Here is a 23,963-nt window from a genome sequence, read left to right on the forward strand (position 1 = left end):
TTTTAGGAATTCTTATAATGAACTTCCAATTACATCTTCTGCTTATTCAGCAACGTCTGTATTCATAGTTGTGTTCATTTCTTCTGTCTTCTCAGCAGCGTTGTCTTTTGTTACTTCGCCAGACTGGATATTTTTACCCATATTCTCTGCTGGTGACCAGTAGTTACCCATTTCTTTACATAATGGCTGCATGATAGATGTATCTGTCATAACATTTGTAACTGCTGTTGCGATTGGATCGTCAGCTAAAGAGATGTTGATGTTTGAAGGAAGGATGTTTCTCATTTCATAATGAGCTGTCTGAGCCTTCTCACCTGCTAAGTAAGCTGCAAGAGACATAGCTACCTGCTGGTTCTCAGCATTAGGGTTAACACCGATTGCTTTAGATCCGATGAAGGATTTCATCTGGCCTTCTTTTCCGTCGATTGTAACGGTAGGAAGAGCTGCAACACCCATGTTGTCACCAAGTTTTTCTTTAACTGCATCAGCATCCCATGTTCCGGAGAATACTGCTGCTACACTGTCGCCTAATCCAGCAAGACCAGATCCGTCAGCATCTACTAAGAAGTTAGGGTTAGCTGCTAAGTCTACTAAGTACTCTGTAACTGCTGCTGCTTTGTCTCCACCGAAGTCGATACCAGCATCTGTATCAGTTCCATCACCGAATAATGTACATCCGTTAGCTACATAGAATGCCTGAATATACCAGGAATCAGTTAATTTGAAAGAAACTTTCTTTCCAGCTTCTCCAGCTTTCTCTAACATTGTATCAAAGTTCTTTACGTCATCCTCTGAGAATACGCTCTTATCATAGTACATGAACCATGTATTAGAGGTAAATGGGAATGCTACTACTGAATCGTTGTATGTAACAGATGCAAGAATAGAATCAGAGTTTGTAGATGTTACATATCCAAGATAATCTCCACCAAGCTCTGATAATGCGCCTGCAGATACCAGATCCGGGATGTTATCGTTAGCAAGCATGTAAACGTCTGCTGCTGCTTCAACGTCTTTTGTTACGTTGTCTTTTGCTTCACCCTCTGCACATACACCATAATTGAAGTTGATTTTCCAGTTTGGATGCTCAGCTGCGAATGCTTCACACTGATCCTGAAGCCAGTTTGTATCCTGATCTTCCTGTGGGCTCCATACTGTTAAGTCACCCTCCCAAGCTTCATCTTCTGCTGCAGCTGGTTTTTCTGTTTCTACTGCTGCTTCAGTACTTTTCTTTTCTGTGTTCTTGTCTGCGTCTTTGCTACCGCATCCTACCATGGATACTGCCATAGCTGTTACAAGAAATAATGATAATGCTTTCTTTTTCATTTTCTTCCTCCTTAAAAATGTGATTTCGATTAAGCATTTATATAAAACGGTAATCCGTTCTATATCATATAGAAATTATCTGCGGTATACTGCCGCAATGGTGCGGATCCACGCTCTTCGTTCTTCACTCAGAGTATCTTTTCCCACCCGCCATTTCCAGTTCTGTCCGACTGTGGATGGCTGATTCATTCTGGCCTCATTGCCAAGCTGTAAAATATCCTGCATTGGAATAATTACCACATCCGCTATGCTTGAATAAGCCAGACGGATTAAGGCGTCCGGAATTTCTTCCTTCGAGCCGATATTCAAATATTCATAGAGGTAAGCCAGTTCATATTCTGTCTTATCCCGGAAATAACCAACAACAGTATCATTATCATGTGTTCCGGTATATACCACTATGTTATTTTCTTCAAAGTTATGTGGAAGATTTTCATTTCCTGTATTTCCATCAAATGCAAACATCAGGATTTTACTTCCAGGCCATCCAATTCTTGCAAGAAGCTTTCTGCTCCCGGCGATGGCACTTCCGGCATTGTCTGCTATGATTCTGCAGTCACCGGCACTTTCTTCCATCACATCTGTCAATTTCTTTCCAGGACCCTTGTTCCATTTCCCATTGCAGCAATCCTTTTCCCGAAACGGAATCGTATAGTACCTTACAACTCCAAGGAAGTGGTCAATCCGGATTACATCATATAACGCTGCGTTTTTCTCAATCCGGTGTCTCCACCAGTCAAACCGGTACTCTTCCATATAAGAGTAGTCATATACGGGATTGCCCCATTTCTGACCTTCTTCTGAAAAATTATCCGGCGGGCTGCCTGCTACATACTGCTGGCTTCCGTCTTCTTCTAATAAGAAGAGTTTCCGGTCTGCCCACACATCAGCACTGTCCATTGCCATATACAGCGGTATGTCCCCAATAATCTGTATTCCTCTTGTATTTGCGTACTGTTTTAAGAATTTCCACTGTTCATAAAATTTATACTGGCAGAATTTCCAAAACAGGATCTCTTCTTTTAGTAATTCTGTGTATTCCTGTAATGCCTCCGGTGTACGATTTCTGATTCCCGGTTCCCATGCCATCCATTCCCGGTTATTTTCTTTTCCTTTGACTGCCATGAACAATGCATAATCAGCCAGCCAGCAATCATTGTCTTCTTCAAACTTCCGGAAAGAAGGCTTTGTAGTATCAAACCGTTCAAATGCTTTCTTTAATATCTGAAAACGGTTTTCAAAAAGATTGGCATAATCAACATCTTTCTCATCTGCACCCCAGTTATAGCTTCGAATCTCGCTTTCCATAAGCAGACCGTCGCGAACCAGGTCATCTAAATCTATCAAATACGGATTTCCTGCAAATGCTGATATTGACTGATACGGGCTGTCTCCAAAACTGGTTGGTCCAATCGGAAGTATCTGCCAGTATCTTTGTTTCAGGTCTACAAGTAAGTCTACGAAATTGAAAGCTGCATCACCCAGAGTTCCGATTCCATAATCAGATGGAAGACTTGTTATTGCCATCAGGATTCCTGCTCCTCTGGTTAGTCTCTTTGCCTCCAATGTTTTTCCCCCACATCGGTTTTTGTTTTTTGCTTTTCGTTAATTTTCGTATCTGAGGTTATTTTACGTCTTTTTAACAATTTTGTCAAACAAAACAGTCCTTTTAGCATCATTTTTGCCGTTTTTAACGGAATTCGCATTGTTTTTTTGGTTATATTGCTATTTAAAACCCTGTTTTTTTCGAAAAATAATATTTTGCAGTACTTGCACCTGTCATGCAAATTCTATATAATACAGAATATAAGAGGTTTTTGATATAATTTTACTTAAAATATACCAGATTTATGGAGGCTTGTTATGGTCACAATTAAAGATATTGCCAACCGGCTCGGTATTTCCGTCAGCACTGTTTCCAAAGGATTAAATGGTGCCAGTGATATCAGCGAAGATTTACGGCAGATGGTTCTTGATACCGCTGTAGAAATGGGATATCAGTCCAAGAAGATGAAAAAGGACGAAAACAAGAAGCTTTGCCTTTTTATAGAAAATATGGACTATGAAACAGCCAACCAGTTCGGATACGAAATCATCCTGGGTTTCCGTCAGGCTGCTTTCCGGGATGGCTGGTCCGTCAGTGTAATTCCGGTTACTCCGGCTTTCCAGATGACTGAAAAATATGATACTTACATGTTAAAGAACGGTTATTCCGGCGGGTTCCTGGTAGGCTTTGCTCTCCATGATGACTGGATGCGGCAGCTTGCCTTCACCTCCATTCCGACCGTTCTTTTCGATAATTATATTAAGAAGAATCCACATGTGTGCTATGTAGGAACAGATAACTCTGAAGGAATTGAATCTGCAGTCGACCATCTCTATCAGCTTGGTCACAAAAAGATTGCTTTTCTCAACGGTTCTCTCTATTCCATGGTCAGTGAGAAACGCTATCAGGCATATTTAGATGCCATGAAATCCCACAATCTTCCAGTAGAGGAAGATATGGTTGCACATGGCTACTATGTTGCCGACAGTGCAAAATATCATGTACCGAATTTTCTTGCTGCCGGAGCAACAGCAATTCTCTGCGGTAATGACCTGATTGCTTCCGGTGTCATTACAGAATGCCAGCTTCGAGGTTTTTCTGTTCCGGATGATATCAGTGTGGTTGGTTTTGACGACCTGCCGATTTCATCTTTCTTAGAGCCGCCACTGACTACAGTCCGTCAGGAAAGAACCGAGCTCGGCAAATGTGGATATGCTACTCTGAGCAGCCTTATTAATCACGTCTCCGTCAGCATGACTTTACTGCGCCCCCAGCTTATTACAAGAGCTTCTACTGCTCCATGTGCAGAGAGGGAAGAAAAGGCAGAAAAAGAATAGGACTATTCATAAAGAGAACATAATAACATCGGAAATGTGCTTTGCGGATTTCCGGCATAAAAAAAAGGAAACGACCGTTTCCTTTTTTAATGCCCGCGACCGGAATCGAACCGGTACTGTGTCACCACAACAGGATTTTAAGTCCTGCGCGTCTGCCAGTTCCGCCACGCGGGCAAGTATCTTTTTATAGTTACATAAAAAAATTCTCATTGCATAACCACAACGAGAATGGGCAGAGGTGGATTCGAACCACCGAAGCAATTTGCAGCAGATTTACAGTCTGTCCCCTTTGGCCACTCGGGAATCTGCCCATTTATCAGTCCTTAATTGTCCTGACGAATATAGATTATAGCATAACGCCCTGCTGTGCGCAAGGCGTTTTTATGCATTTTTTGCATTTTTTATTTTGCCATTTTTTTATTCTTCTGGATTCTTTCCTTTCAGAATGACAGCCGCATGCTTTGGCAATGTAATATCCAGTCTTCCATTGACGATGTCATAACTGACAGAAGAAATGGAATATCCATTTTCACTGGTAAAAAGTATCTGTTCTAAAGTTCCGTACTTCGGAAGCCCCACTGCCCATACAGACAAATCAATGTGCCGGATATTTTCATCATTATTTACAATAATGACAAACTGCTGTTCCCGGTTAAATCTTCCATAGCAGAGAAGATTATCCTCACCATTTAAAAATTTCACACTTCCGGTACGAAGTGCCGGGTTTTCTTTATGAATTCTGATGATATCACGATGGAAACGAATCAGTTCTTTATCTTCCCGGCCCCACGGATAAGTTCTGCGGTTATCCGGATCTGTAAATCCACATAGTCCGGCTTCATCACCGTAATAAACGGTAGGTGCTCCCGGCCAGGTCATCTGAATAACAACCGCCTCCCGTAGAACCGCTGTATTTACGCCCTCTTCTGCCGCTTTTGTTCCAAGGTGTTCCGCTCTACCTACTTTATGATTGGTTCTGGTTAAAAATCTGGAATGGTCATGGTTGGAAAGTTCATTCATGGAGCACTGCAGCGATGGTGTCAAAAAGCTTGCCATATAATGCTTCATAGCGCCTTTAAAGTTCTCAAACTTTCCTATATTTTCCGGTTTAAAATCATCACTGTGTTTCTCCATTCCGGTAAGAAACCATGTCACCGGTTCCATAAAGGCATCATAGTTCATAACCGTATCCCACTGGTCTCCACCCAGCCAGTCTCTCGGATCGCCGTAATGTTCTGCCAAAATCACCGCCTGCGGGTTGGCTTTCTTTACGGCATCACGGAATTCTCTCCAGAACTGATGGTTATATTCCGGACTGTGTCCCAGATCTGCCGCGACATCCAGTCTCCAGCCATCGGCATTATAAGGTGGAGAAACCCATTTTGCAGCCACATGAAGAATATAATCATGCAATGTATCTGAATCTTCATAATTAAGCTTCGGCAATGTATCATGTCCCCACCAGCCATCATAACTTCCGTTATCCGGCCATGCATTCTGATCATGGAACTGGAAAAAGTCATTGTACGGACTGTCCTTGCTGATATAGGCTCCCGGTTCATAGCCTGCTTCACTACGGTAGATTTTTTCACGATCCAGCCATTTATTAAAGGAACCGCAATGATTAAACACTCCATCCAGGATAACGCGGATGCCCCTCTGGTGCGCTTCCTTTACCAGCGTTGCAAAAAGTTCATTGCTTGCCTCCAAATTCCGTTTATCCGTCACGCGGGTGATATAGCGGCTGGCATGCTGGTTATTGCGGTCACCCGGTTGTAAAAGTTCTCCCTCATCCACCACTATTTTGCCGTAATGCGGGTCAATATAATCGTAATCCTGAATATCATACTTATGATTGGACGGAGAAACGAACAGTGGATTGAAGTATATCACCTCTATTCCAAGTTCTGTGAGATAATCCATTTTCTTTCTCACGCCCTCTAAATCTCCGCCATAAAATTCTGCTACCGAAAAATTCTCCGGGCATTTCTCCCAGTTATCTACCTTCTGACTGGTAGCACGGATATAGAAATATTCATCCGTCAACGGGTCGTTGGAAGTGTCTCCATTGTAAAAACGGTCTGTTAAAATCTGATACATAACCGCCCCTTTTGCCCAGTCCGGCGTGGAAAAACCCGGTACAATTTCAAAATTATACTGCGGTCTTGGTGTCTGATTCACGCCATAGCGGTCAAAGATACAGTGAAGCATTCCCGTCTCAATTTCAAAGTAATAGTAGAAATGCTCCTCTGTCATACGGATTTCTACGGAATAATAATCAAAGAGCCCCTCTGACTCGGTCTTTTCCATAAAATATTTTTTCTGTTCTGTACAAAGCCAGACTGCATCTACATTATCTCTTGCTGTACGAAAACGAATGGTCACCAGCTCTCCGACTTTGGGTTCTGCCGGACTACGATAATCTTCTGTTCCATCAGAAAAGAGTGCGCGTTTTCTAAGAATCGGGCGCATCTGCATAATATACTGCTGAATTCTGTTCAATTCATAAATCGATTGCTGTTTCTTCATCATCTTACAACAAGCCTCTCGTTTCTAAATAATTATTTTTATTACTATAATATACGAAAGTTCCAAAGATTACAACCAGAAAAGGACGGATACATTTTCCGTATCCGTCCCCTCTTTAAAGAAGTAACTCTATGAAATCTATTATATACCTAACTCCGCCTTTACGTCTGATACCCATTCTTCTACGGTACCATACCATTCAATCATTTCATTTAATTTGTCTTCTTCAATTTCAGTGTCTCCCTCTAACAGCTCTTTGTGCTGCTGTAAGACATCTGCCATTTCAACCATGGTATCAATCACATCCTGGTCGTATGCATCCGGATTCGCATTGATGGCATTCGCTACTTCATTGAATGATGTGCTTGCTTTATTGAATGCATCAATTGCAGCCTGTTTATCCGTTCCCCCGCAGGCAGCCAGTGAAATGCACATAGTTAATACCACTAAACATGAAATTATTTTCTTCATTTTTATCTTCCTCCTGTCTTTTGTGTGTCATCCTCGACTTAGATATATTTTACCATTCTTTCTTATCCAGCAGGAGATTCACGTCTCAAACGGCAGTAAAATGTACTGAATCGACATTCTTTTCCGACAGATTCAGACGGAGTACAAAATACTCTTTTTCCAATGAAAATGTATATACACCTCCATAGCGTTCCACAATGGCACAGATACTCCGGGTTCCGATACCATGTCCTTTTTTCTTTGAAACCGGGACTCCGTTTTCGAAGATTGGTGCTCCGGCACAGGAGTTTTTTATCTGTAAAAATACCTGCTGCTGTTTTTCATAAATCTGTACTTCTATTCTGGCTTCTTTTCCCTCTTTTTGTACTTCCCTGCAGGCATGGATGGCATTTTCCAGGGCATTAGACAATAGCACACACAAGTCAGTATCACTTATCACCGTCTTCGCTTTCATGCCGCCTTCCACTTTCATCACAATTCCTTCCGCTTCTGCCCTTCCTGCAAAGGATGACAAAATCAGATTCGCAGCTTCGTTTTCACAATACTGTATCACCTTCTGCTGTTCCAGCTCATTACAGATATCAGATATATAATCCTCTGCCTTCTGTATCTGATGGTTCTCCAAACAGGCATATAGATATTGTAAATGATGACGCAGGTCATGGCGGTAACGGCTGGCCAGATTCTGCGACTCCCGCAACGCCGTTATTTCACGCATGGACTGTGCTACCTGCATATCAAGGCTTTTCTGAATCTCCTTCATCCGGTTTTCTTCCTGCCCTTTTGTAAAGTTATACAACAAGAACACAAGATATGCCCCGCAACAGATAAACGGCATAAATTCCACAACAACCGGAGCCCCACTGGACAAAAGATCTGTGTACACCCTTGTCAGATAATCAAATACATAATACAGCACCGGTATCACACCAAACTGGCACTGCATTTTTCTGGAATAACCAGAAATATAGCGGACTGCCGGCGTCATAAAGTGCATCAGTCCAAACAGTAGTGGCAGCGTAATCAATAATTCCACCACATCCAGCATCAATACTCCTCCACCCAAAATTTCTACTGCAAGAAGTGCCAGCCAGCGTCGTAACTGGCAGCAAAGGTAGGCTGCCATCACAGAGAAAAATGGCCATAGCAATTTACCGGTCAGTCCACATAACAGTAAAATCAACGGAACATGTACCAGCAGCGGATAAATCTGCCTCAAAAAGCCATCATCCCATACATAGTAAATAATCCCCTGTGCAATCGGAATCAGTGCGATGCATATCCAGAATATGATCCGGTTTTTCCGCCGGTCCAGTGCATCACAGAAGGATGCCGCCAGCACACTTCCAAAAACACTGACTGCCACATTGTTAAAAAGGGACATCCAAAGGCTCATAACGTCACCTGCCCATCTTCAAATGCATTTTTCAGAAATGCACTCTTTATTTCATTGTATTTCCCTCTTGGAACAGGAATTTCCACAAGGCTTGACATCGTAATGGTACGATAAGAAAGATTCTTTATATATTCCAGATTCACAAGATATGAACGATGTGGACGTATAAAAGTTCCATAAGGCATAAGCTGCCGGCCCAGTTCATCCATGCTGCCGTTGCATTCATATACGGTTCCATCGGTCAGATGTATCAATAATGTCCTGTGGATTACTTCACAGTATTCCAGCTGTTTTAACGCAATCCGGGTAATTCCCGTCTTGCAGCGCAGTACAATACTGCTGCCATGCTCTTTTTCCATCTGTTCTAGCACAGAATCCAGCAGATGATAAAAGCTGCCCTTTTCAATCGGCTTCAACTGGTAATAATATGCTTTCACCTCATAAGACTGCACCGCAAACTCCACCGAAGAAGTAAGAAAAATAATTTTGATATTATTATCAAACTTCCGAATCTCGGATGCCGTTTGGATTCCATCTACCCCCGGCATTAAAATATCCAAAAACAAAATGTCAAAGCGGGTTCCTTTTTCCATTTCATTCAGCAAATCCAGCGGACTGTGATAGACTTTTGCATCTATTCTGTAATCACGCTCCCTGCGATACTCCTCCAGTAAGCTCTGCAGTTCTTTTAAAACCGTATCGTCATCATCGCAAAATGCTGCCTTTATCATGTTGTATCTCCCATCTATGTAGCAACTTTATCGAAATATTCTTTTCTCAAGATTCATTATAGGCAGTTTTGGAGCCGATGTCCACTGTTTGAGGGATGGGAGTTTTCTATGCGAGATAAGTGAGGGAAAAACTCCCTCACTTCCGCGATAGGCTCGGGAACAAGTTCCCTCGCTATCGCGGTATTCGTCAAAGTTCCAAGCTGTAAAAAAGAAACTCAAGCAAGCTTGGTTTCTTTTCCTCGCCTGTCACTTTTCCTCATTACTCGCGTAAAAAAAAGACGACCTTTCGCACGGTCGTCCTTTTAGGAGAAGGTATTTTTACTATGGGGTGTAGCAAAAATTATATAATGTATTGGGGGGTTTTTACGTTAATTATAGTACCATTTTCCCATTCAAAAGTGTGCACAAACTTCCAAAAAAATTCACATTCCTTTTATTCAATCTGTATAGTTCATAAATTTCATGGCGAAAATACCACTTATTTTTTGCACAAAAGAATGGCTTTTTTAGGCTTCTATTTTGGTCTGACCATTTTTCTGCTCTTTTCCTCATTACTCGCGTAAAAAAAAGACAGCCACCGATCGGCTGCCCTTTTAAGGAGAAGGTATTTTTACTATGGGGTGTAGTAAAAACTATATATATAATGTATTGGGGGGTTTTTACATTAATTATAGTATCACCTCTCCCGTTTAAAGTGTGCACAAACTTCACAAAAGTTGTGCCTACTTTTTGTATACTTTATATAGTACCTTTTTCCCATTTTCGAAAAAACTTTCTATTTGTGTTCTATTCCTCCGTTGTCTCAGTTACAACATCAGCTCCGCTCTGGAATAATGCTTCAAATTCATCTCTTCCAATCTTTTCTTTTTCCAAAAGAAGGTCTGCTGATTTATGGAGTACATCACTATTTTCCTGAATGATTGCCCTTGCTTTGGCATAGCATTCGTCAATGATACGTTTTACTTCTTCATCAATTTTGGATGCCACACCCTCGCCATAGCCTCTGGTATGTGCAAGGTCTCTTCCGATAAACACTTCGTCATCATCATTGTTATAATTAATCAGTCCGACATTTTCAGAAAATCCATATTTCGTTACCATTGCTTTGGCAAGCTCGGTTGCCTGCTTGATATCCTGTGAAGCTCCGGTTGTGATATCATCAAAAATCAACTCTTCTGCCACACGTCCACCTAAGGAAACAATTATCTGCTGCAGCATTCTTCCCTTGGTATCAAACATTTCATCACGCTCCGGCAATGGCATCGTATAGCCTGCTGCTCCACCTCCGGTTGGGATAATGGATACGGTATATACCGGTCCCACATCTGGAAGTACATGGAATAAAATCGCATGACCCGATTCGTGATATGCGGTAATCTTCTTTTCTTTCTCGGTAATAATCCGGCTCTTCTTCTCCGGACCGACACCTACTTTCAAGAAGGATTCCTTAATATCTTTCTGGATAATATAACTTCTGTTTTCTTTGGCTGCAACAATTGCCGCCTCATTTAAAAGATTCTCCAGGTCTGCTCCGGTAAAACCTGCTGTAGTCTGTGCAATCTGTTTCAAATCCACATCCTCTGCCAGGGGTTTATTCTTTGCATGTACCTTTAAGATTTCTTCTCTTCCACCAATATCCGGACGTCCCACATGTACCTTACGGTCAAATCTGCCCGGACGCATGATAGCAGGATCTAAGATATCCACACGGTTGGTGGCTGCCATCACGATAATACCCTCGTTGACACCAAATCCGTCCATCTCTACCAGCAGCTGGTTTAACGTCTGCTCCCGTTCATCATGCCCGCCGCCCATACCGGTTCCTCTTCTTCTTGCCACTGCATCAATCTCGTCGATAAATACGATACATGGTGCATTTTTCTTGGCATCTTCAAAAAGATCACGTACACGGGATGCGCCGACACCCACAAACATTTCTACGAAATCAGAACCGGAAATACTAAAGAACGGAACGCCTGCTTCTCCGGCAACTGCCTTGGCAAGCAGAGTCTTACCGGTTCCGGGAGGTCCCACCAGAAGAACTCCCTTCGGGATTCTCGCTCCCAGTCTGGTATACTTTCTCGGCTCTTTTAAGAAATCTACGATTTCTTCTAATTCTTCTTTTTCTTCCCGCAGTCCTGCCACATTTTCAAAGGTTACATTGCGGTTCTCATCGGTGGTCATCTTTGCCCGGCTTTTTCCAAAATTCATCATCTTGCTGCCACCACCACCGCCTGCTGCCTGATTGTTCATAACAATCATAAACAGAATAAACATTGCTCCAAACACAAGTAAGAGCGGCAATAAATTCATCAGCCAGTTTTCTGCCGGAATATCATTCACCACATAAGAAGTAAATTTTTCCTTATCCATCAGCGATTGAGCCTCACTGACATCCAGCACATATAAGGTCTCTTCTGACTTATCCGTTTTGACAATATCCAGTCTTCCGGTTGGATAAACTCTGTTTGGCTGCACTTCTACAGATTTAATCTCATCATCAGCCAGTTCCTGTTTAAACTGGGCATAATTATAGTCATCCTGATTCAGATGCTGTCCGTCCAGTAAGAACCAGACCAAAACCACAACTACAATCAGACTGATATAAAAGCCCCATCCTCTATATGATTTCTTCACGCAAACTCCTTCCTATCCCAAATCAAGAATGCCAATGTATGGCAGATTGCGATAGCGCTGGTCATAATCAAGACCATATCCTACTACAAATTCATCCGGAATTTCAAAACCGGTATAATCTACCGCAACGTCTGTTATCCTGCGATCCGGTTTATCTAACATTGCACACAATTTTAAGCTCTTCGGTCCTCTGGCGGATAAATCATCCAGCAGATAACGCAGTGTTCTTCCTGTATCAATAATGTCTTCAATGACAATTACATTTCTACCTTCAATAGATTCTTCCAAATCTTTCTTTATGGTGATTTTTCCACTGGACACGGTTGACGCGCCATAACTGGAAACGCACATAAAATCAATTGTTACCGGCACGGTAATACGCTTTGCCAGTTCACAGGTAAAGAATATACTTCCCTTCAGTATGCAGATTAAATGAACGCTTTCACCTTCATAATCCTTGCTAATTCTTTCTCCTAATTCAGCAATTTTACGATCAAGTTCTTCCTCTGAGAGTAATACACGAATCTGCTCACTCATTGTCTTCTCTTCCTCCATGATATTGTATTTCCAAAATTGTCTTCGTTGTACTGCTTACTTTGTAATATGCACTGATTCGGTATCCCACAATCCACAGGATATGAGCACCGTCTGCCACCAACGGAATCGTGTCCCGCTGCTCTTTTAAAATTTTCTCATTTACAAAATACTGCTTCAGCTTCTGTGTTCTGCCCGTCTCATCCAGCACAAAATAATCGCCCGGCTGTCTGTTCCGAATCAAAAGACTATTTTTTATTCTATCATAGTCCAGCCATTTCGTATACTTTTTTTTAGAAATTCCTTCCGGTAACTCTTCCCGTTTATAAATCCGGCAGGTAAAATCCGGATGTTCTTCTATTGAAATCCCACAACAACCGGCTGGTTGACCGCTTTGTCGTCCGACCGGCTGACTGGAAGACTGACTGGATAGCATTCCTACCGGTTCTGTAATTTTATGCTCCGGTTGTTTTTCGCACTTTTGCAGACGCACCCCGCCGTAAGTCCGCTCTGCCACCACCTGGTAAGGCAGGTTCACGCTTCTTCCCGTCTGCATGGCAAAAAGTTTCTGCACCAGTTCTACATGGGTTCTTGTAATATCTTTACTGCTTGCGGCCGTCTCACAGATACACTCCTTTATCATGCTTGTATACAGGATTTCCGGTTCTTTTAAAAGTTCCTCCGATATCAGGAAAGCCTGCGTCTTCCGGAAATCTTTTTCTACATATTGTGCTTTTTTTTCTTCTATTACAGCAGACAGATATTCCTGTGTCTTCCGGATGTCATCCCCAAGCTGTTCCATATGGGCATAAACTCCGGCATTCAGTTCCTCCAACACTGGAAGCACCTGATTACGGATCCGGTTTCTGCTATAATCCAAAGATGCATTGGTAGCATCCGTACAGTAGCTTTCACCTTTTTCTTTTAAATAATTTTCGATTTCCACCCTTGCCGTATGAAGAAGCGGACGGATGATGCCATCTCTCACCGGCGGAATTCCAGCCATGCCACGCATGCCGCTGCCCCGGATCATATTCCAGAGCATGGTCTCTGCCAGATCATTACGGTTATGGGCAACTGCAATTTTCCCTTCCGGCGCACCCAGTTCTTCTAACGCTTTATGAAAACTTTCGTATCGTAAATTTCTTCCCGCCTCTTCTTCCGAATATCCATGCTGCTTTGCATATTCCGGCACATCATAATCATAGCGGAATAGCTGCACCTGATACCGCCTGCAAAGTTCCTCTACAAACGCTGCATCCTGAAGGCTTTCTTCGCCCCGGATGCCATGCTGCACATGGACTGCTGCCAGCGTAAAGGAAAGTTTTTCTTTCAATTCAAGCAGATGCAGCAGCAGGCATACGGAATCTGCACCACCGGACACTCCGGCAACCACTACATCCGACTGCTCAATCATATGATATTGTTCCAGAAAAGATTCTACACCAGGAATCATATTATTTCTCCCAAATTGCGGTAGCAAGCACCGTCATATCGTCTGCTGCCTTTCCTCCGGTAAAAAGTAACACCCGCTCCAAAATGCGTTTTGCAAGAATTGTTGCATTATTGGTCTCAATGCTTTCTATAATTTCCTGCATGGTTTCTTCCGGATTCGGCACATGTAAATATTCTAGCACACCATCTGATACCATGACAAGGAAATCTCCGTTATATAAGTCCTTTTCGCTTTTTTCCATATCCAGTTTATAAGACACGCCCACCGGAAGACTGGTGGAAATAAGACATTCCACTATGCCATTTCGCCGGATAAAGGTTGCCGCCGCTCCGATTTTATAAAAGTGGCAGGTTCCGTCATATAAATCCAGTTCACTGATATCCACCGTGGAAAATAAATCCTCCTGCCCTTTCATCACCATGGCAGAATTCATCATGCGGACTGCCGTTTCCACATCAAATCCCGCCTCCAGGAATTTTTCCACCAGTTCAATAACCATTTCACTTTCCTTGCAGGCAAGACTTCCAGAACCCATGCCATCCGATAAGCACATGACCATTTTTCCACTTTCCGGCTCCAAAAAGGAAAAGTTATCCCCGGAAACTGCTGCTCCATCCTTTACCATCCGGGCTACGCCATAAATTGCCTGAAACCGCGGCTCTTCTTCATAGGTATAGAGGTTGACGCCTTTTCCAATCAGCGTCTTGGTATCCTTCTCCGGAATCATGCGCCGGTTCAGTGCTCCGGCTACTGCCTTTGTCAGTTCTCTCGTAGTGACACAGCCATCTTTTACCATGACTTTCATCACAAGCTGCCAGCGGCCGTTTTCCTTTTCCCAGAGCTGTTCATCAATCACTTTTATGCCCCGCTCTCTTGCCCGGTAAGCTATGTCCTGCAGATTTGACCGGCACTCTTCTGTAATATTTTTCTGCTTCTTTGCACAATCCTCCATGATATATGCCATGGCATCCAGCTGCTCGGCTATGACCTCACGGTTTTCTACCAGCCGGTTGTACCACGCCATATTTAAAGAAGCTTTTTCAAATATCCGAAGAGCCTCCGCCGTCATTTCCTGCATATAGGGGCAATATTCTTCCATTTTCTTTTCAATATCGCGGTTTGTCTTTCCCGCCTCCCGGATAGATTGCAGCAGTGACGACAAATAGCCGTACATGGGGCTGTCATCCTTTTCCCAGCAAAGAGCGCACTGGTCGCAGGAAACACACATTTTCCCGGTTATCTCATTTTGCATCCTGCCCATTTCCTCTGCCGAGAAACTGGTATGTTCCACATTCATCCGCCCGAATATATCTGAAAGGCTTTGAAAGGACTTTGCATAGGTCAGTAGTTTTTCTTCTTCATTACTCTTTATCTCCGGTATTGGCTGATTCACAAATGTGAATTCCAGAAAGCTATGTATGATACGACTTAACACCATGGTGGCTGCAAATATAAAGACTCCTTCTAAGACCGCCATTTCCGTCCGCATTCCGTCTCTTACGTTTAACATTTCTCCAAATACGGATAATAAGGTTGCCGAACAGCCTGCGCCAAAGGCAGCTATCCAGGTATAGCAGCCTTTATTTACCCATTCTGCCAGCTTGATGATTACTATGGTTACCAGCAGTGTCATTACATATTTTGTCATCAGTGTCAGCGGCAGCATAAATGCCATTCCAAGAAACATTCCAATTCCCAGCAGCAGCCGTCCACCCCGTTCCAGGTAAGCTGCCGCAAAATATGCCGGGATAAAAGGGTAGCAGCCTGCAAATCCTAATTTACACACTGCTACCCCTATAAAGCATATTACCGCCTGTTTCGTTCTCAATTTCTTCATTTCCATTGTTCCTCCTTCTCCTGTCATTTGTGACAGCAGAAGCTATTATAGAAATGTTTGTCCGAAATCTTTGTCAAACCGTTGTCTCATTTCAAAAAAGTTTTCGGCAAAAAGCGGAATGGTTTGTCTATTTTAAGTTTTTCTATGGTCTTTATGTTTTCGAAGCTGTTCTACTTCTTGTCTTCCTTGAAGATAATCTCATTTTCATGGGTCAGTCCCAGCTTGCTCTTTGCCTGGTCTTCAATATATTCCTGACTCTTGGTATATTCTTCGTAATTATCCAGCTGATTCTGACGTTCTGTTTCATCTTCTAAAGATTCCGTCAGTGCCTTCTCTCTGGCAGTATACTCCTGCTCCTTCTGGTAGAGCTTAACAATCTGAACTGACATAATCACTAAGAACATTATCGCAATCAAAGAGATACAGATTCTTCCGTTTCGTTTCTGTTTTCTTTTTCTTCGACTATTTGTCATACTCATTTCCTCATCTATAGTTTACATAACACCATTCTAATAGTTTTACGGATTTTTTTCAACGTTTTTTGTAATTTTCGTAATAATCTTCTGATTTTCCCTTTCAGGAAACGTAAGGGTACTGCCACTATGCGAAATACTGCCCGCAATGGTTTCCCCACTACTTGAAACAGTTTCTTAAATACTTTTACGATTCCCTTCACCAGCCATGGACTGATGGCATAATTGCATAACAGCATCCCAACGCTCATGCCCAGCATGCAAAAGCCCCGGATTGCTCCGTCATTTTCCCGGCAGAGCATAATAAATATAAATATGGCGCTGCCGGTGCAGTACAGCATATCCTCCACTGCAACCACTCCGGTTCTATGGGGTATCAGCCTGCGCAGAATCCGAAGCAGGTCAAAGGCTAAGATTAATAATATCCCTGCCAGTATGAACCGGAGGAACCTTAAGGCTTCACCGGAAATTTCCGGGCTGATTTCTATCATTTAAACAACCTGCCTAAGAAGGATTCTCCGCCACCTTTGTGATAGGTTTCCACATCCGAATAGGTTAAGCCATCAATTTTCCCTGTGACATCCACTTCCCCCTGTTCTAAGGACAGGCGGTTTACATGAAGGTCATTTCCCTTTATCAGAAGCATTCCCTGTTCTGTTTCCAGTAAAATTTCATTTACATCAAAAGAAAGCACATCCAGCACTCCGCTGAAGTTTGCACTTTTCCGGTTTGCCAGCAATACTTTATGTGCTTTTGCTGTTTTCAATTCTTCCATTCAGTCTCATACTCCTTTACCCGAAAGTTAGTCCTTTCCAAAATATATGAGACTGTTTCTCTTTTTATGCGTTTTTACTCTTTTACAGATAGCGGAATAATTCTCCTGCCTCTTCTTTCTTGGTGGTATCTGCGATTGCAACCACTTCTACTTTCACCGTCTTCTGGCCAAACATGATTTCGATGATGTCACCTGCTTTTACATTGACGGATGCTTTCGCCGGTTTGCCATTTACGGTAACACGTCCGGCATCACAGGCTTCGTTGGCAACGGTTCTGCGTCTAATCAGGCGGGTTACCTTTAAATATTTGTCTAATCTCATTTGCTTACCTTCTTTCTTTTTGAAATTCAAAGCAGCATTGTCCATCCTTCTATGTTCCATGAAGCAAAGAAACGGAAACTGGCTTTTGTATCTAATCAGAATGCGTTGTAATTTCTGTCCTGATTTTTCCTTGATGTAAGGCTGTCTTTCCGCTTGTTTTGACGGAATGCGGCGGTTGTCCGTCTGCTGCGGATACGACCACTCGCCAGCAAGGGGGGCTAAGCATTCTGCTTAAAGAAAATGGTTATTCTGGCAACCGGCGCAAAGTCGCATCCATGCTCCAATTGCACCTCGCTGACACCTCCCTGTGTCAGCGTTGCCGGTTGCTATGCAGAATGCAAGCCACCCTAACCGTCTCGTTCATGTATCCGCATACAGGCGAACACCCACCGCATTTTGTCAAACATTGGAAAGACAGGCTCAATTAACAAAAGGAAAAATCAGGGCTGCAATTACAGCATTCTGGTTTCACAAAAACAGTTTCCGTTTCTGTGTCTTCATGCATATAGAATGATAGAAAATTCTTTTCTCCTTCGAATTTCAATAAAAAAAGGTGTAGCAAAAGCAGTTTTCTACTTTCGTTACACCTCTAATCAGAATCATTTTATCAACTTATTTATTGATTAAATCTTTTAAAGCTTTTCCTGCTTTGAACTTAGGTGCTTTAGAAGCTGGAATAACCATCTCTTTACCGCTCTGTGGGTTTCTTCCTGTTCTTTCAGCTCTTTCAGATACTTCGAAAGTACCGAATCCAACTAACTGGATTTTCTCACCTTTTTTTAATTCTTCAGCTACGATATCAGTGAAAGCTTTTAAAGCTGCCTCTGCATCTTTTTTAGATAAAGCTGTTTTTTCAGCCATAGCTGATACTAATTCTGCTTTGTTCATGTTAAAATTCCTCCTCTGGATTTTATAATTCTTCTTGAGGTCTACACTCTCCAAGATTACCTACGAATATATTTATACTTGTTTTTCCTTTATTTGTCAAGGAAAATACGGTAAATTAAGGCATACAATTTGGTCTATAACATTTTGTTGATTTTGTCCAAAACTGCTTTTCCAAGAGCTTCATATTTCTGCTCTGCTTCTTCCATGGAGGAACCCTTCACTCCGATGTAGAATTTTACCTTCGGCTCGGTACCGGATGGTCTTACACAGAACCACGCAGCATCGTTTAATTCATAGTAAAGTACATTAGAGCTTGGAAGTCCTGTTGCTGTTACTGCCCCGGTTGCAAGGTCTGTAATGGTATCCTTCTTGTAATCACGTACTTTTTCAACTTTATAGCCACCGATTTCAGTTAAAGTTTCGCTGCGCAGTGTATCCATGATTTCCTGAATCTTAGCCAGACCCTCGATTCCCTTTAATGTAATAGACTCAACATGGTCTTTATAGTATCCATATTTTTCATACATGGCAAGCATTGCATCCCAAAGAGTCATATTCTTGGTCTTGTAATATGCAGCAGCCTCACATAACGCCATAGATGCTACCACTGCATCCTTATCTCTTGCATAGGTTCCGGTCAGGCAGCCGTAGCTTTCTTCCATACCAAAGAGGTAGGTTCCTTTTCCGGTCTTTTCGAACTCTAAGATTTTGCCACCGATAAACTTGAATCCGGTTAATACTTCGATTAACTGAATGCCATAGTATTCTGCAATGGCATCTGCCATATTGGTAGACACGATGGATTTGATAAACGCACCATCTGCCGGCAGGGAGCCGTTGATTGCTTTCTTCTGTCCGATGATATAATCACCAATCAGGCAGCCGGACATATTTCCGGTTAAGGAATGATATTCTCCCGTCTTAGAATCCTTTACATATACACCGAGACGGTCTGCATCCGGGTCAGTTGCAAGGATTAAGTCTGCATCTACTTTCCTGCCCAGTGCAAGTCCCAATGCAAATGCTTCCTCTGCCTCCGGGTTCGGATAACTTACGGTTGGGAAATCTCCATCCGGAAGCTCCTGTTCCGGAACAACATATACATTTTCAAAGCCAAGCTCTTTTAACACACGGCGGACCGGGATATTTCCTGTTCCATGTAATGGTGTGTATACAATCTTAAGGTCTTTGCCTACTGCATCAATGGCATCCTGATGTACCACAAGCTTCTTAAGCTCTGCAATATAAGCATCATCGATTGCCGCGCCGATAGTCTCATAAAGACCTGCTGCCCTGGCATCCTCTAAGGACATGGTCTTAACGGTGCTGTAATCAGTTACTTTCTTTACTTCATCCATAATTCCGGTATCATGAGGTGGTGTAATCTGTGCACCGTCCTCCCAGTATACCTTGTATCCATTGTATTCTGGCGGGTTGTGGCTTGCTGTAATATTAATTCCGGCAGTGCATCCTAATTTACGGACTGCATAAGATAATTCCGGTGTTGGTCTTAATGACTCAAATACATATGCTTTGATTCCGTTTGCTGCAAGGCAAAGTGCGGATTCATCTGCAAATTCCGGTGACATATGTCTGGAATCGAAGGCAATTGCCACACCCTTATCCTGTGCATTTACTTTTAAAATATAATTTGCAAGACCCTGTGTTGCTTTGCGGACAGTATAGATGTTCATACGGTTGGTACCGGCACCGATTACCCCACGTAATCCTGCTGTACCAAACTCAAGATCTTTATAGAAACGATCCTCAATTTCCTTGTCATTGTCTTTGATTGCCTGAAGTTCAGCCTTGGTTGCCTCATCAAAATACGCTCCCTCAAGCCATGCTTCGTAAGTTTCCTTGTAACCCATTCCTGATTTCCTCCTACTTTTCATTTATGTTGTTTACCAAAAGAGCCTGCCAGTGGCAGCCTCCTTCGGATGTCTCGCCCTTTCATTTCTCTCACTAATCCGTAAGACTGTTAACTACCTGATTTAATGTACTTGTCGAAGAATTATTGTTACTGGTTAATGTATCAATAATTTCACTCAATGCCTTCCTATATGCATCAGAGTCACTGGATGAACTTCCACTGGAGCTGTTCGTTCCACTGGAATTCGATGTACTGTCGGAATGCTTATGCTCCACGGTTGTGTTCTCTTCATTTCCGGCAGTTTCCGTCGATTCTGTCTCTGTACTGCCCGTATCATCACCTGACAACGCAATCTCTATCTGCGCTTCCGGCGAATTTACATATAGCCGCTTCGACCAGGTGTCATATCCATCTGCAGTAATCTGTATGGAATGGATGCCATACTGCAGCTGTAATGGCTGTGTATAATCAACCTGACTACCATCAATATACATCAAAGCGCCTGCAACATCAACCGCAAAGGTTAAAGTACAATATTTCGGATCCTCACCCTTTATGGAATCTACATCCACGGAAATCTGCTCATTTCTTGTTACAGCTACCTCTGTGGAACCGCCGTAGCCATTGCCGGCAACGGTTAATTCATAGGTTCCTTCCGGCACCTCTAACTGCATATTCTCCGTGATCTTATAATAATTCTTATGATTCAGGCTTAACCAGCCGCCCTCTAATGCCTGTGTATTTACAAGCTGGATGACTCCGTGTCCTGTTGTAACGGACACTGACAGCACTTTCCGGTCAATTCCCTGTATTCTTAAGGTGTCCTGTCCGGTAACTGCGGACAATTCTATGGCTGCATCTCCGGAAAACACTTGTAATTCTTCATCATAAGAATACTTTGTGTCTCCTATGGTAAATATCTTATCTTCTTCATTATAGGAAAATTTTCCGATATCGTCCATCTCCCATGCATCTGCCGACTGCTCCACCTTTTCTAATATCAGGTCTTTATCCCGGAGTGTTAAAGTAACCACTTTTCCCGGTACCATGGATGCAGCCGAAATCAGACTGCCATGTCTGTCTTTAAAAATTGTCCCATCTGTATAAGAATACTGTTCATAACGTCCCGTGTCAATATTCAGAAATGTCATTGTTGAAAGTGTTGTATCAGCACCACTTACCGTATACAGGCTGCTTTCCTCTGCCTGTGTCACTTCCTCCGTTGCTGCCTCAACACCTGATACATAGCCTTTCATGCTGACAGGCCCATCGTCTTTCCTTCCACAGCCGCTCAAGGCCACAAATACTGTGAAAATAGCCAAGGCCAACAGCCAGTGCTTCCCTGATTGCTTCATTTCGCACCTCTTTTTCTCCTGTATGCTCTTTTCCTCCGGCAATTGCCTGTACATGATTATACATGATTATTCCACAAAATAAAATAACATTCTTAAAAACTGCTGGCGGATTTCTTCCTGTTCGATAACCCGGTTCAACTTCTCAATGTCTCTGCCGGACACCCACGCCTTATTGGCATTAAAGTAGTGATTTGCCACTTTCCAGAACTTCTGTGGGTATGCCATCCTTACATAAAGCTGCTCCCATTCCTCTGGTAATAATTTTCGTCTTTTTTCGTAAGCTGCCAGCATATCCGTTGCCAGCCCGATATTAAAATTATGTTTTTCCATCAGTTTCCGTAAGAAATGCGCCAGATCCCCTACCAGCACATCATAATGTGCCTGTTCAAAATTTGTAATTATAATTTTACCATGGGCAAATAATACATTATGCTGGTTAAAGTCTCCATGGCAGATTCCATACATTGCTGCTTCCCGGCTCTGCTTTCCGCTCTGCCCCTGCGTTTCACCCGGATTTGGTTTCATCAGCCGATGTTCCACGTCCAGTGCCTGTTTTAAGAAAATCTCATAATTGCGCATAAATATCATTTCAAACTCATTCTTTTTATGCTTTCCATGAATATAATTGCGCACCTTTTTAAGCTCCCGGTTGTGCCGGAATACCTCCATGGCATAATCCTGTCCGCCAATTTTTAAATTTTCATCCTCCACCTTCTGCAGGACAAGATGCAGCTTTGCCAGTTCTTCTACCGCAGCAAGTACATCATCACGGCTCCTGGTCTCACACTCCCTGCCCTCCATATATTTTCTGGCATAGTACCATGTTTCATCCACCTCCTGGACTAAAATTTCTCCTTCCCTGGTATGTATGATTTCATCTGCTTCTATTCCATTTTCTTTCAGACGGAGCAGAATATGTTCTATAGCTTCCGCTCTGCCTTTTGACCCGCGAAAAGATCCTATTATTATTTTTCCGCCCTCTGATGTCGTGCAGATATAGGTTCCCCTTCCTTTCTGGATGGCGGTTACCTCAAACGGATACTGTTCTAACAACTGGCTCGATAAATTATACACAAAAACCCCTCCATACGACGAATTCGCACAAATCTTTATGCGTCTTTCTATCATATGAAGAGGTTCTTTAAAGTATAACCTGTCAGATATTCTTTTGTATTCTTTTCCGGTTCTTCAATTACCACATCTAAAAGTTTTGCCAAAATGTTCCCTATCTGCGGACCGGGCTTCACACCAAGTTCTATTAAGTCCCGTCCGTTAAGTGCAAGGTCTTTTAGTGTCAGACAGTCTGCATCTTCGATTATTTTATCATAAATCTTATGATATCCGTCCAATGCTTCAAGCTTTTCTTTCCTCTGATAATCACTCTGGGCTAAAATATCTGCTTTCTTCAGTTCAAATATAACCGGGTAGCACTCTAATCCGGCTTTCTGTACCGCCTTTCGTACGGACTCCGGTGTCAGTACCGGGTTAATATCGTGAATTGCCACCAGCCGGCAGACCATATCAATGGTTGCATTGTCGAATTTTAATCTGCGTAAAATTGTCTTCGTCTTCTTTGCTCCCACCTGCGGATGCTCGTAGAAATGGTCAATTCCATCTTCATCTGTACTGCGGCAGTCGGGCTTTGCCACATCATGAAATAATGCTGCAAGCCGTAGCACCTTGTCTGCTTCCACACCTTTTAACACTTCAATGGTATGCTCTCCTACTGTATAACAGTGATGGGGATTATTCTGTGGTGTACGCATCATCACCGAAAATTCCGGCAGTACCACATCCGCAATTCCTGTGGCATATACGGTACGCATCTCCTCCGGATGGACTGAGGTAAGAAGCTTAACCAGTTCTACCTGAATACGCTCTGCACTGACCTTTTTTAACATCGGTGCAAGCTCCTGAATCGCTTCTGCTGTCTCTTCTTCTATATCAAAGCCCAGCTGTGCCGCAAAACGCACTGCCCGAAGCATCCTTAAAGCATCTTCCCCAAATCTCTCCTTTGGTTCTCCTACACAGCGGATGATGCCACGCTTTAAATCTCCTGCTCCGTCAAAAGCATCCACCAGTCCCCGCTGTTCATTATATGCCATGGCATTAATGGTAAAATCCCTGCGTTTTAAATCCTCTAAAAGATTATCTGTATAGGTTACTTCCTTCGGATGTCTGGCATCCTCATATTCGCCATCAATCCGGTAAGTTGTCACCTCATACCCTTTTTTATCCAGCATTACCGTTACCGTTCCATGCTCAATTCCGGTATCGATGGTGCGCCCAAAAATTTCTTTTACGTCTTCCGGATAAGCAGAAGTGGTAATATCCCAGTCCTGAGGCACACGTTGAAGGAGGGTGTCTCTGACACACCCTCCTACTGCATATCCTTCAAAGCCTGCTTCCTGCAGCTTCTCAATTATAAACTTAACATGCTCTGGAAGCTTCATTACCATACGTTTTCCCGTTTCCTT

Annotated in this window: 20 protein-coding genes and 2 tRNA genes; 1 reads left to right on the plus strand and 21 read right to left on the minus strand. The window is 42.8% G+C overall.

Going from position 1 to position 23,963, the window contains the following annotated elements; translation table 11 throughout:
- Nucleotides 1–42: 42 nt before the first annotated feature.
- Complete coding sequence (locus DWX65_RS04495) at nt 43–1,326, minus strand: extracellular solute-binding protein (protein ID WP_117697701.1); 1,284 nt, start codon at nt 1,324–1,326, stop codon at nt 43–45.
- A 75-nt stretch (nt 1,327–1,401) separates the two neighbouring features.
- Nucleotides 1,402–2,853 (minus strand): 4-alpha-glucanotransferase, encoded by a 1,452-nt coding sequence (malQ, locus tag DWX65_RS04500; protein WP_199535025.1) that lies wholly within the window; start codon nt 2,851–2,853, stop codon nt 1,402–1,404.
- 336 nt (nt 2,854–3,189) lie between these two features.
- Here malQ and DWX65_RS04505 point away from each other — a divergent pair, with 336 nt between their 5' ends.
- Entirely contained in the window at nt 3,190–4,209 is a 1,020-nt protein-coding gene (locus DWX65_RS04505) for a LacI family DNA-binding transcriptional regulator (RefSeq protein WP_118172879.1), read from the plus strand.
- Between the two features lie 90 nt (nt 4,210–4,299).
- Here the strand turns inward: DWX65_RS04505 and DWX65_RS04510 are convergent.
- The 19 genes from DWX65_RS04510 to DWX65_RS04605 all read right to left on the minus strand — a co-directional run bounded on the left by DWX65_RS04510 (nt 4,300) and on the right by DWX65_RS04605 (nt 23,945).
- Nucleotides 4,300–4,383 (minus strand) — tRNA-Leu (locus DWX65_RS04510).
- A 55-nt stretch (nt 4,384–4,438) separates the two neighbouring features.
- Nucleotides 4,439–4,520: transfer RNA gene (locus tag DWX65_RS04515), tRNA-Tyr, on the minus strand.
- A gap of 106 nt (nt 4,521–4,626) precedes the next feature.
- Entirely contained in the window at nt 4,627–6,738 is a 2,112-nt protein-coding gene (locus DWX65_RS04520; protein ID WP_118057119.1) for a glycoside hydrolase family 13 protein, read from the minus strand.
- A gap of 141 nt (nt 6,739–6,879) precedes the next feature.
- A complete protein-coding gene (locus DWX65_RS04525; protein WP_118087832.1) occupies nt 6,880–7,209 on the minus strand; it encodes an LptM family lipoprotein in 330 nt (109 codons plus the stop codon).
- An 85-nt stretch (nt 7,210–7,294) separates the two neighbouring features.
- Nucleotides 7,295–8,605 (minus strand): sensor histidine kinase, encoded by a 1,311-nt coding sequence (locus DWX65_RS04530; protein ID WP_242986082.1) that lies wholly within the window; start codon nt 8,603–8,605, stop codon nt 7,295–7,297.
- On the minus strand, nt 8,602–9,336 hold the full coding sequence (locus DWX65_RS04535; RefSeq protein WP_117697707.1) for a LytR/AlgR family response regulator transcription factor: 735 nt from the start codon (nt 9,334–9,336) through the stop codon (nt 8,602–8,604). Before DWX65_RS04535 ends, DWX65_RS04530 begins: the two co-directional genes overlap by 4 nt.
- Nucleotides 9,337–10,122: 786 nt before the next feature.
- Nucleotides 10,123–11,973 (minus strand): ATP-dependent zinc metalloprotease FtsH, encoded by a 1,851-nt coding sequence (ftsH, locus tag DWX65_RS04540; protein ID WP_022242335.1) that lies wholly within the window; start codon nt 11,971–11,973, stop codon nt 10,123–10,125.
- A gap of 12 nt (nt 11,974–11,985) precedes the next feature.
- Nucleotides 11,986–12,510, minus strand: coding sequence for a hypoxanthine phosphoribosyltransferase (gene hpt / locus DWX65_RS04545; protein WP_022242336.1), 525 nt, complete (start codon nt 12,508–12,510; stop codon nt 11,986–11,988).
- Nucleotides 12,503–13,963 carry a tRNA lysidine(34) synthetase TilS gene (gene tilS, locus DWX65_RS04550; protein WP_118087833.1) on the minus strand — a complete coding sequence of 487 codons (1,461 nt, stop codon included), beginning with the start codon at nt 13,961–13,963 and terminating at the stop codon, nt 12,503–12,505. Before tilS ends, hpt begins: the two co-directional genes overlap by 8 nt.
- 1 nt (nt 13,964) lies before the next feature.
- On the minus strand, nt 13,965–15,800 hold the full coding sequence (locus tag DWX65_RS04555) for a SpoIIE family protein phosphatase (protein WP_242997796.1): 1,836 nt from the start codon (nt 15,798–15,800) through the stop codon (nt 13,965–13,967).
- Between the two features lie 170 nt (nt 15,801–15,970).
- Complete coding sequence (locus DWX65_RS04560) at nt 15,971–16,273, minus strand: septum formation initiator family protein (RefSeq protein ID WP_022242339.1); 303 nt, start codon at nt 16,271–16,273, stop codon at nt 15,971–15,973.
- A 14-nt stretch (nt 16,274–16,287) separates the two neighbouring features.
- Nucleotides 16,288–16,764: a spore cortex biosynthesis protein YabQ gene (gene yabQ / locus DWX65_RS04565; RefSeq protein ID WP_118172880.1), complete on the minus strand. Its 477-nt coding sequence runs from the start codon at nt 16,762–16,764 to the stop codon at nt 16,288–16,290.
- Nucleotides 16,761–17,048 (minus strand): sporulation protein YabP, encoded by a 288-nt coding sequence (yabP, locus tag DWX65_RS04570; protein ID WP_022242341.1) that lies wholly within the window; start codon nt 17,046–17,048, stop codon nt 16,761–16,763. Before yabP ends, yabQ begins: the two co-directional genes overlap by 4 nt.
- Nucleotides 17,049–17,130: 82 nt before the next feature.
- Nucleotides 17,131–17,370, minus strand: a complete 240-nt coding sequence (locus DWX65_RS04575) for an RNA-binding S4 domain-containing protein (protein WP_118172919.1) — start codon at nt 17,368–17,370, stop codon at nt 17,131–17,133.
- A gap of 612 nt (nt 17,371–17,982) precedes the next feature.
- Entirely contained in the window at nt 17,983–18,258 is a 276-nt protein-coding gene (locus tag DWX65_RS04580) for an HU family DNA-binding protein (RefSeq protein WP_022242343.1), read from the minus strand.
- Between the two features lie 134 nt (nt 18,259–18,392).
- The gene (locus tag DWX65_RS04585; protein ID WP_118172881.1) at nt 18,393–20,129 is read right to left on the minus strand and encodes a phospho-sugar mutase; all 1,737 of its coding nucleotides are present in this window, start codon (nt 20,127–20,129) and stop codon (nt 18,393–18,395) included.
- Between the two features lie 94 nt (nt 20,130–20,223).
- Nucleotides 20,224–21,486 carry a hypothetical protein gene (locus DWX65_RS04590; protein WP_147339133.1) on the minus strand — a complete coding sequence of 421 codons (1,263 nt, stop codon included), beginning with the start codon at nt 21,484–21,486 and terminating at the stop codon, nt 20,224–20,226.
- A 66-nt stretch (nt 21,487–21,552) separates the two neighbouring features.
- Entirely contained in the window at nt 21,553–22,560 is a 1,008-nt protein-coding gene (locus DWX65_RS04600) for a phosphotransferase (RefSeq protein WP_158564696.1), read from the minus strand.
- A 50-nt stretch (nt 22,561–22,610) separates the two neighbouring features.
- Complete coding sequence (locus tag DWX65_RS04605) at nt 22,611–23,945, minus strand: CCA tRNA nucleotidyltransferase (RefSeq protein WP_118172920.1); 1,335 nt, start codon at nt 23,943–23,945, stop codon at nt 22,611–22,613.
- Nucleotides 23,946–23,963: the final 18 nt, after the last annotated feature.

The sequence above is a fragment of the Roseburia sp. AF20-18LB genome (assembly GCF_003461185.1).
In the GTDB taxonomy this organism is placed as follows: Bacteria; Bacillota; Clostridia; order Lachnospirales; family Lachnospiraceae; genus Roseburia_C; species Roseburia_C amylophila.

Bases quoted from the DNA above. Each gene is read 5' to 3' on its own strand.
- yabQ (WP_118172880.1), bottom strand. From the start codon at position 16,764: ATGATAGAAATCAGCCCGGAAATTTCCGGTGAAGCCTTAAGGTTCCTC.
- DWX65_RS04520 (WP_118057119.1), bottom strand. From the start codon at position 6,738: ATGAAGAAACAGCAATCGATTTATGAATTGAACAGAATTCAGCAGTAT.
- DWX65_RS04575 (WP_118172919.1), bottom strand. From the start codon at position 17,370: ATGAGATTAGACAAATATTTAAAGGTAACCCGCCTGATTAGACGCAGA.
- DWX65_RS04585 (WP_118172881.1), bottom strand. From the start codon at position 20,129: ATGGGTTACAAGGAAACTTACGAAGCATGGCTTGAGGGAGCGTATTTT.
- malQ (WP_199535025.1), bottom strand. From the start codon at position 2,853: ATGGCAATAACAAGTCTTCCATCTGATTATGGAATCGGAACTCTGGGT.
- DWX65_RS04560 (WP_022242339.1), bottom strand. From the start codon at position 16,273: ATGACAAATAGTCGAAGAAAAAGAAAACAGAAACGAAACGGAAGAATC.
- DWX65_RS04605 (WP_118172920.1), bottom strand. From the start codon at position 23,945: ATGGTAATGAAGCTTCCAGAGCATGTTAAGTTTATAATTGAGAAGCTG.
- DWX65_RS04530 (WP_242986082.1), bottom strand. From the start codon at position 8,605: ATGAGCCTTTGGATGTCCCTTTTTAACAATGTGGCAGTCAGTGTTTTT.
- tilS (WP_118087833.1), bottom strand. From the start codon at position 13,963: ATGATTCCTGGTGTAGAATCTTTTCTGGAACAATATCATATGATTGAG.
- DWX65_RS04555 (WP_242997796.1), bottom strand. From the start codon at position 15,800: ATGAAGAAATTGAGAACGAAACAGGCGGTAATATGCTTTATAGGGGTA.
- DWX65_RS04535 (WP_117697707.1), bottom strand. From the start codon at position 9,336: ATGATAAAGGCAGCATTTTGCGATGATGACGATACGGTTTTAAAAGAA.
- hpt (WP_022242336.1), bottom strand. From the start codon at position 12,510: ATGAGTGAGCAGATTCGTGTATTACTCTCAGAGGAAGAACTTGATCGT.
- DWX65_RS04525 (WP_118087832.1), bottom strand. From the start codon at position 7,209: ATGAAGAAAATAATTTCATGTTTAGTGGTATTAACTATGTGCATTTCA.
- yabP (WP_022242341.1), bottom strand. From the start codon at position 17,048: ATGGAAGAATTGAAAACAGCAAAAGCACATAAAGTATTGCTGGCAAAC.
- DWX65_RS04590 (WP_147339133.1), bottom strand. From the start codon at position 21,486: ATGAAGCAATCAGGGAAGCACTGGCTGTTGGCCTTGGCTATTTTCACA.
- DWX65_RS04580 (WP_022242343.1), bottom strand. From the start codon at position 18,258: ATGAACAAAGCAGAATTAGTATCAGCTATGGCTGAAAAAACAGCTTTA.
- DWX65_RS04505 (WP_118172879.1), top strand. From the start codon at position 3,190: ATGGTCACAATTAAAGATATTGCCAACCGGCTCGGTATTTCCGTCAGC.
- DWX65_RS04495 (WP_117697701.1), bottom strand. From the start codon at position 1,326: ATGAAAAAGAAAGCATTATCATTATTTCTTGTAACAGCTATGGCAGTA.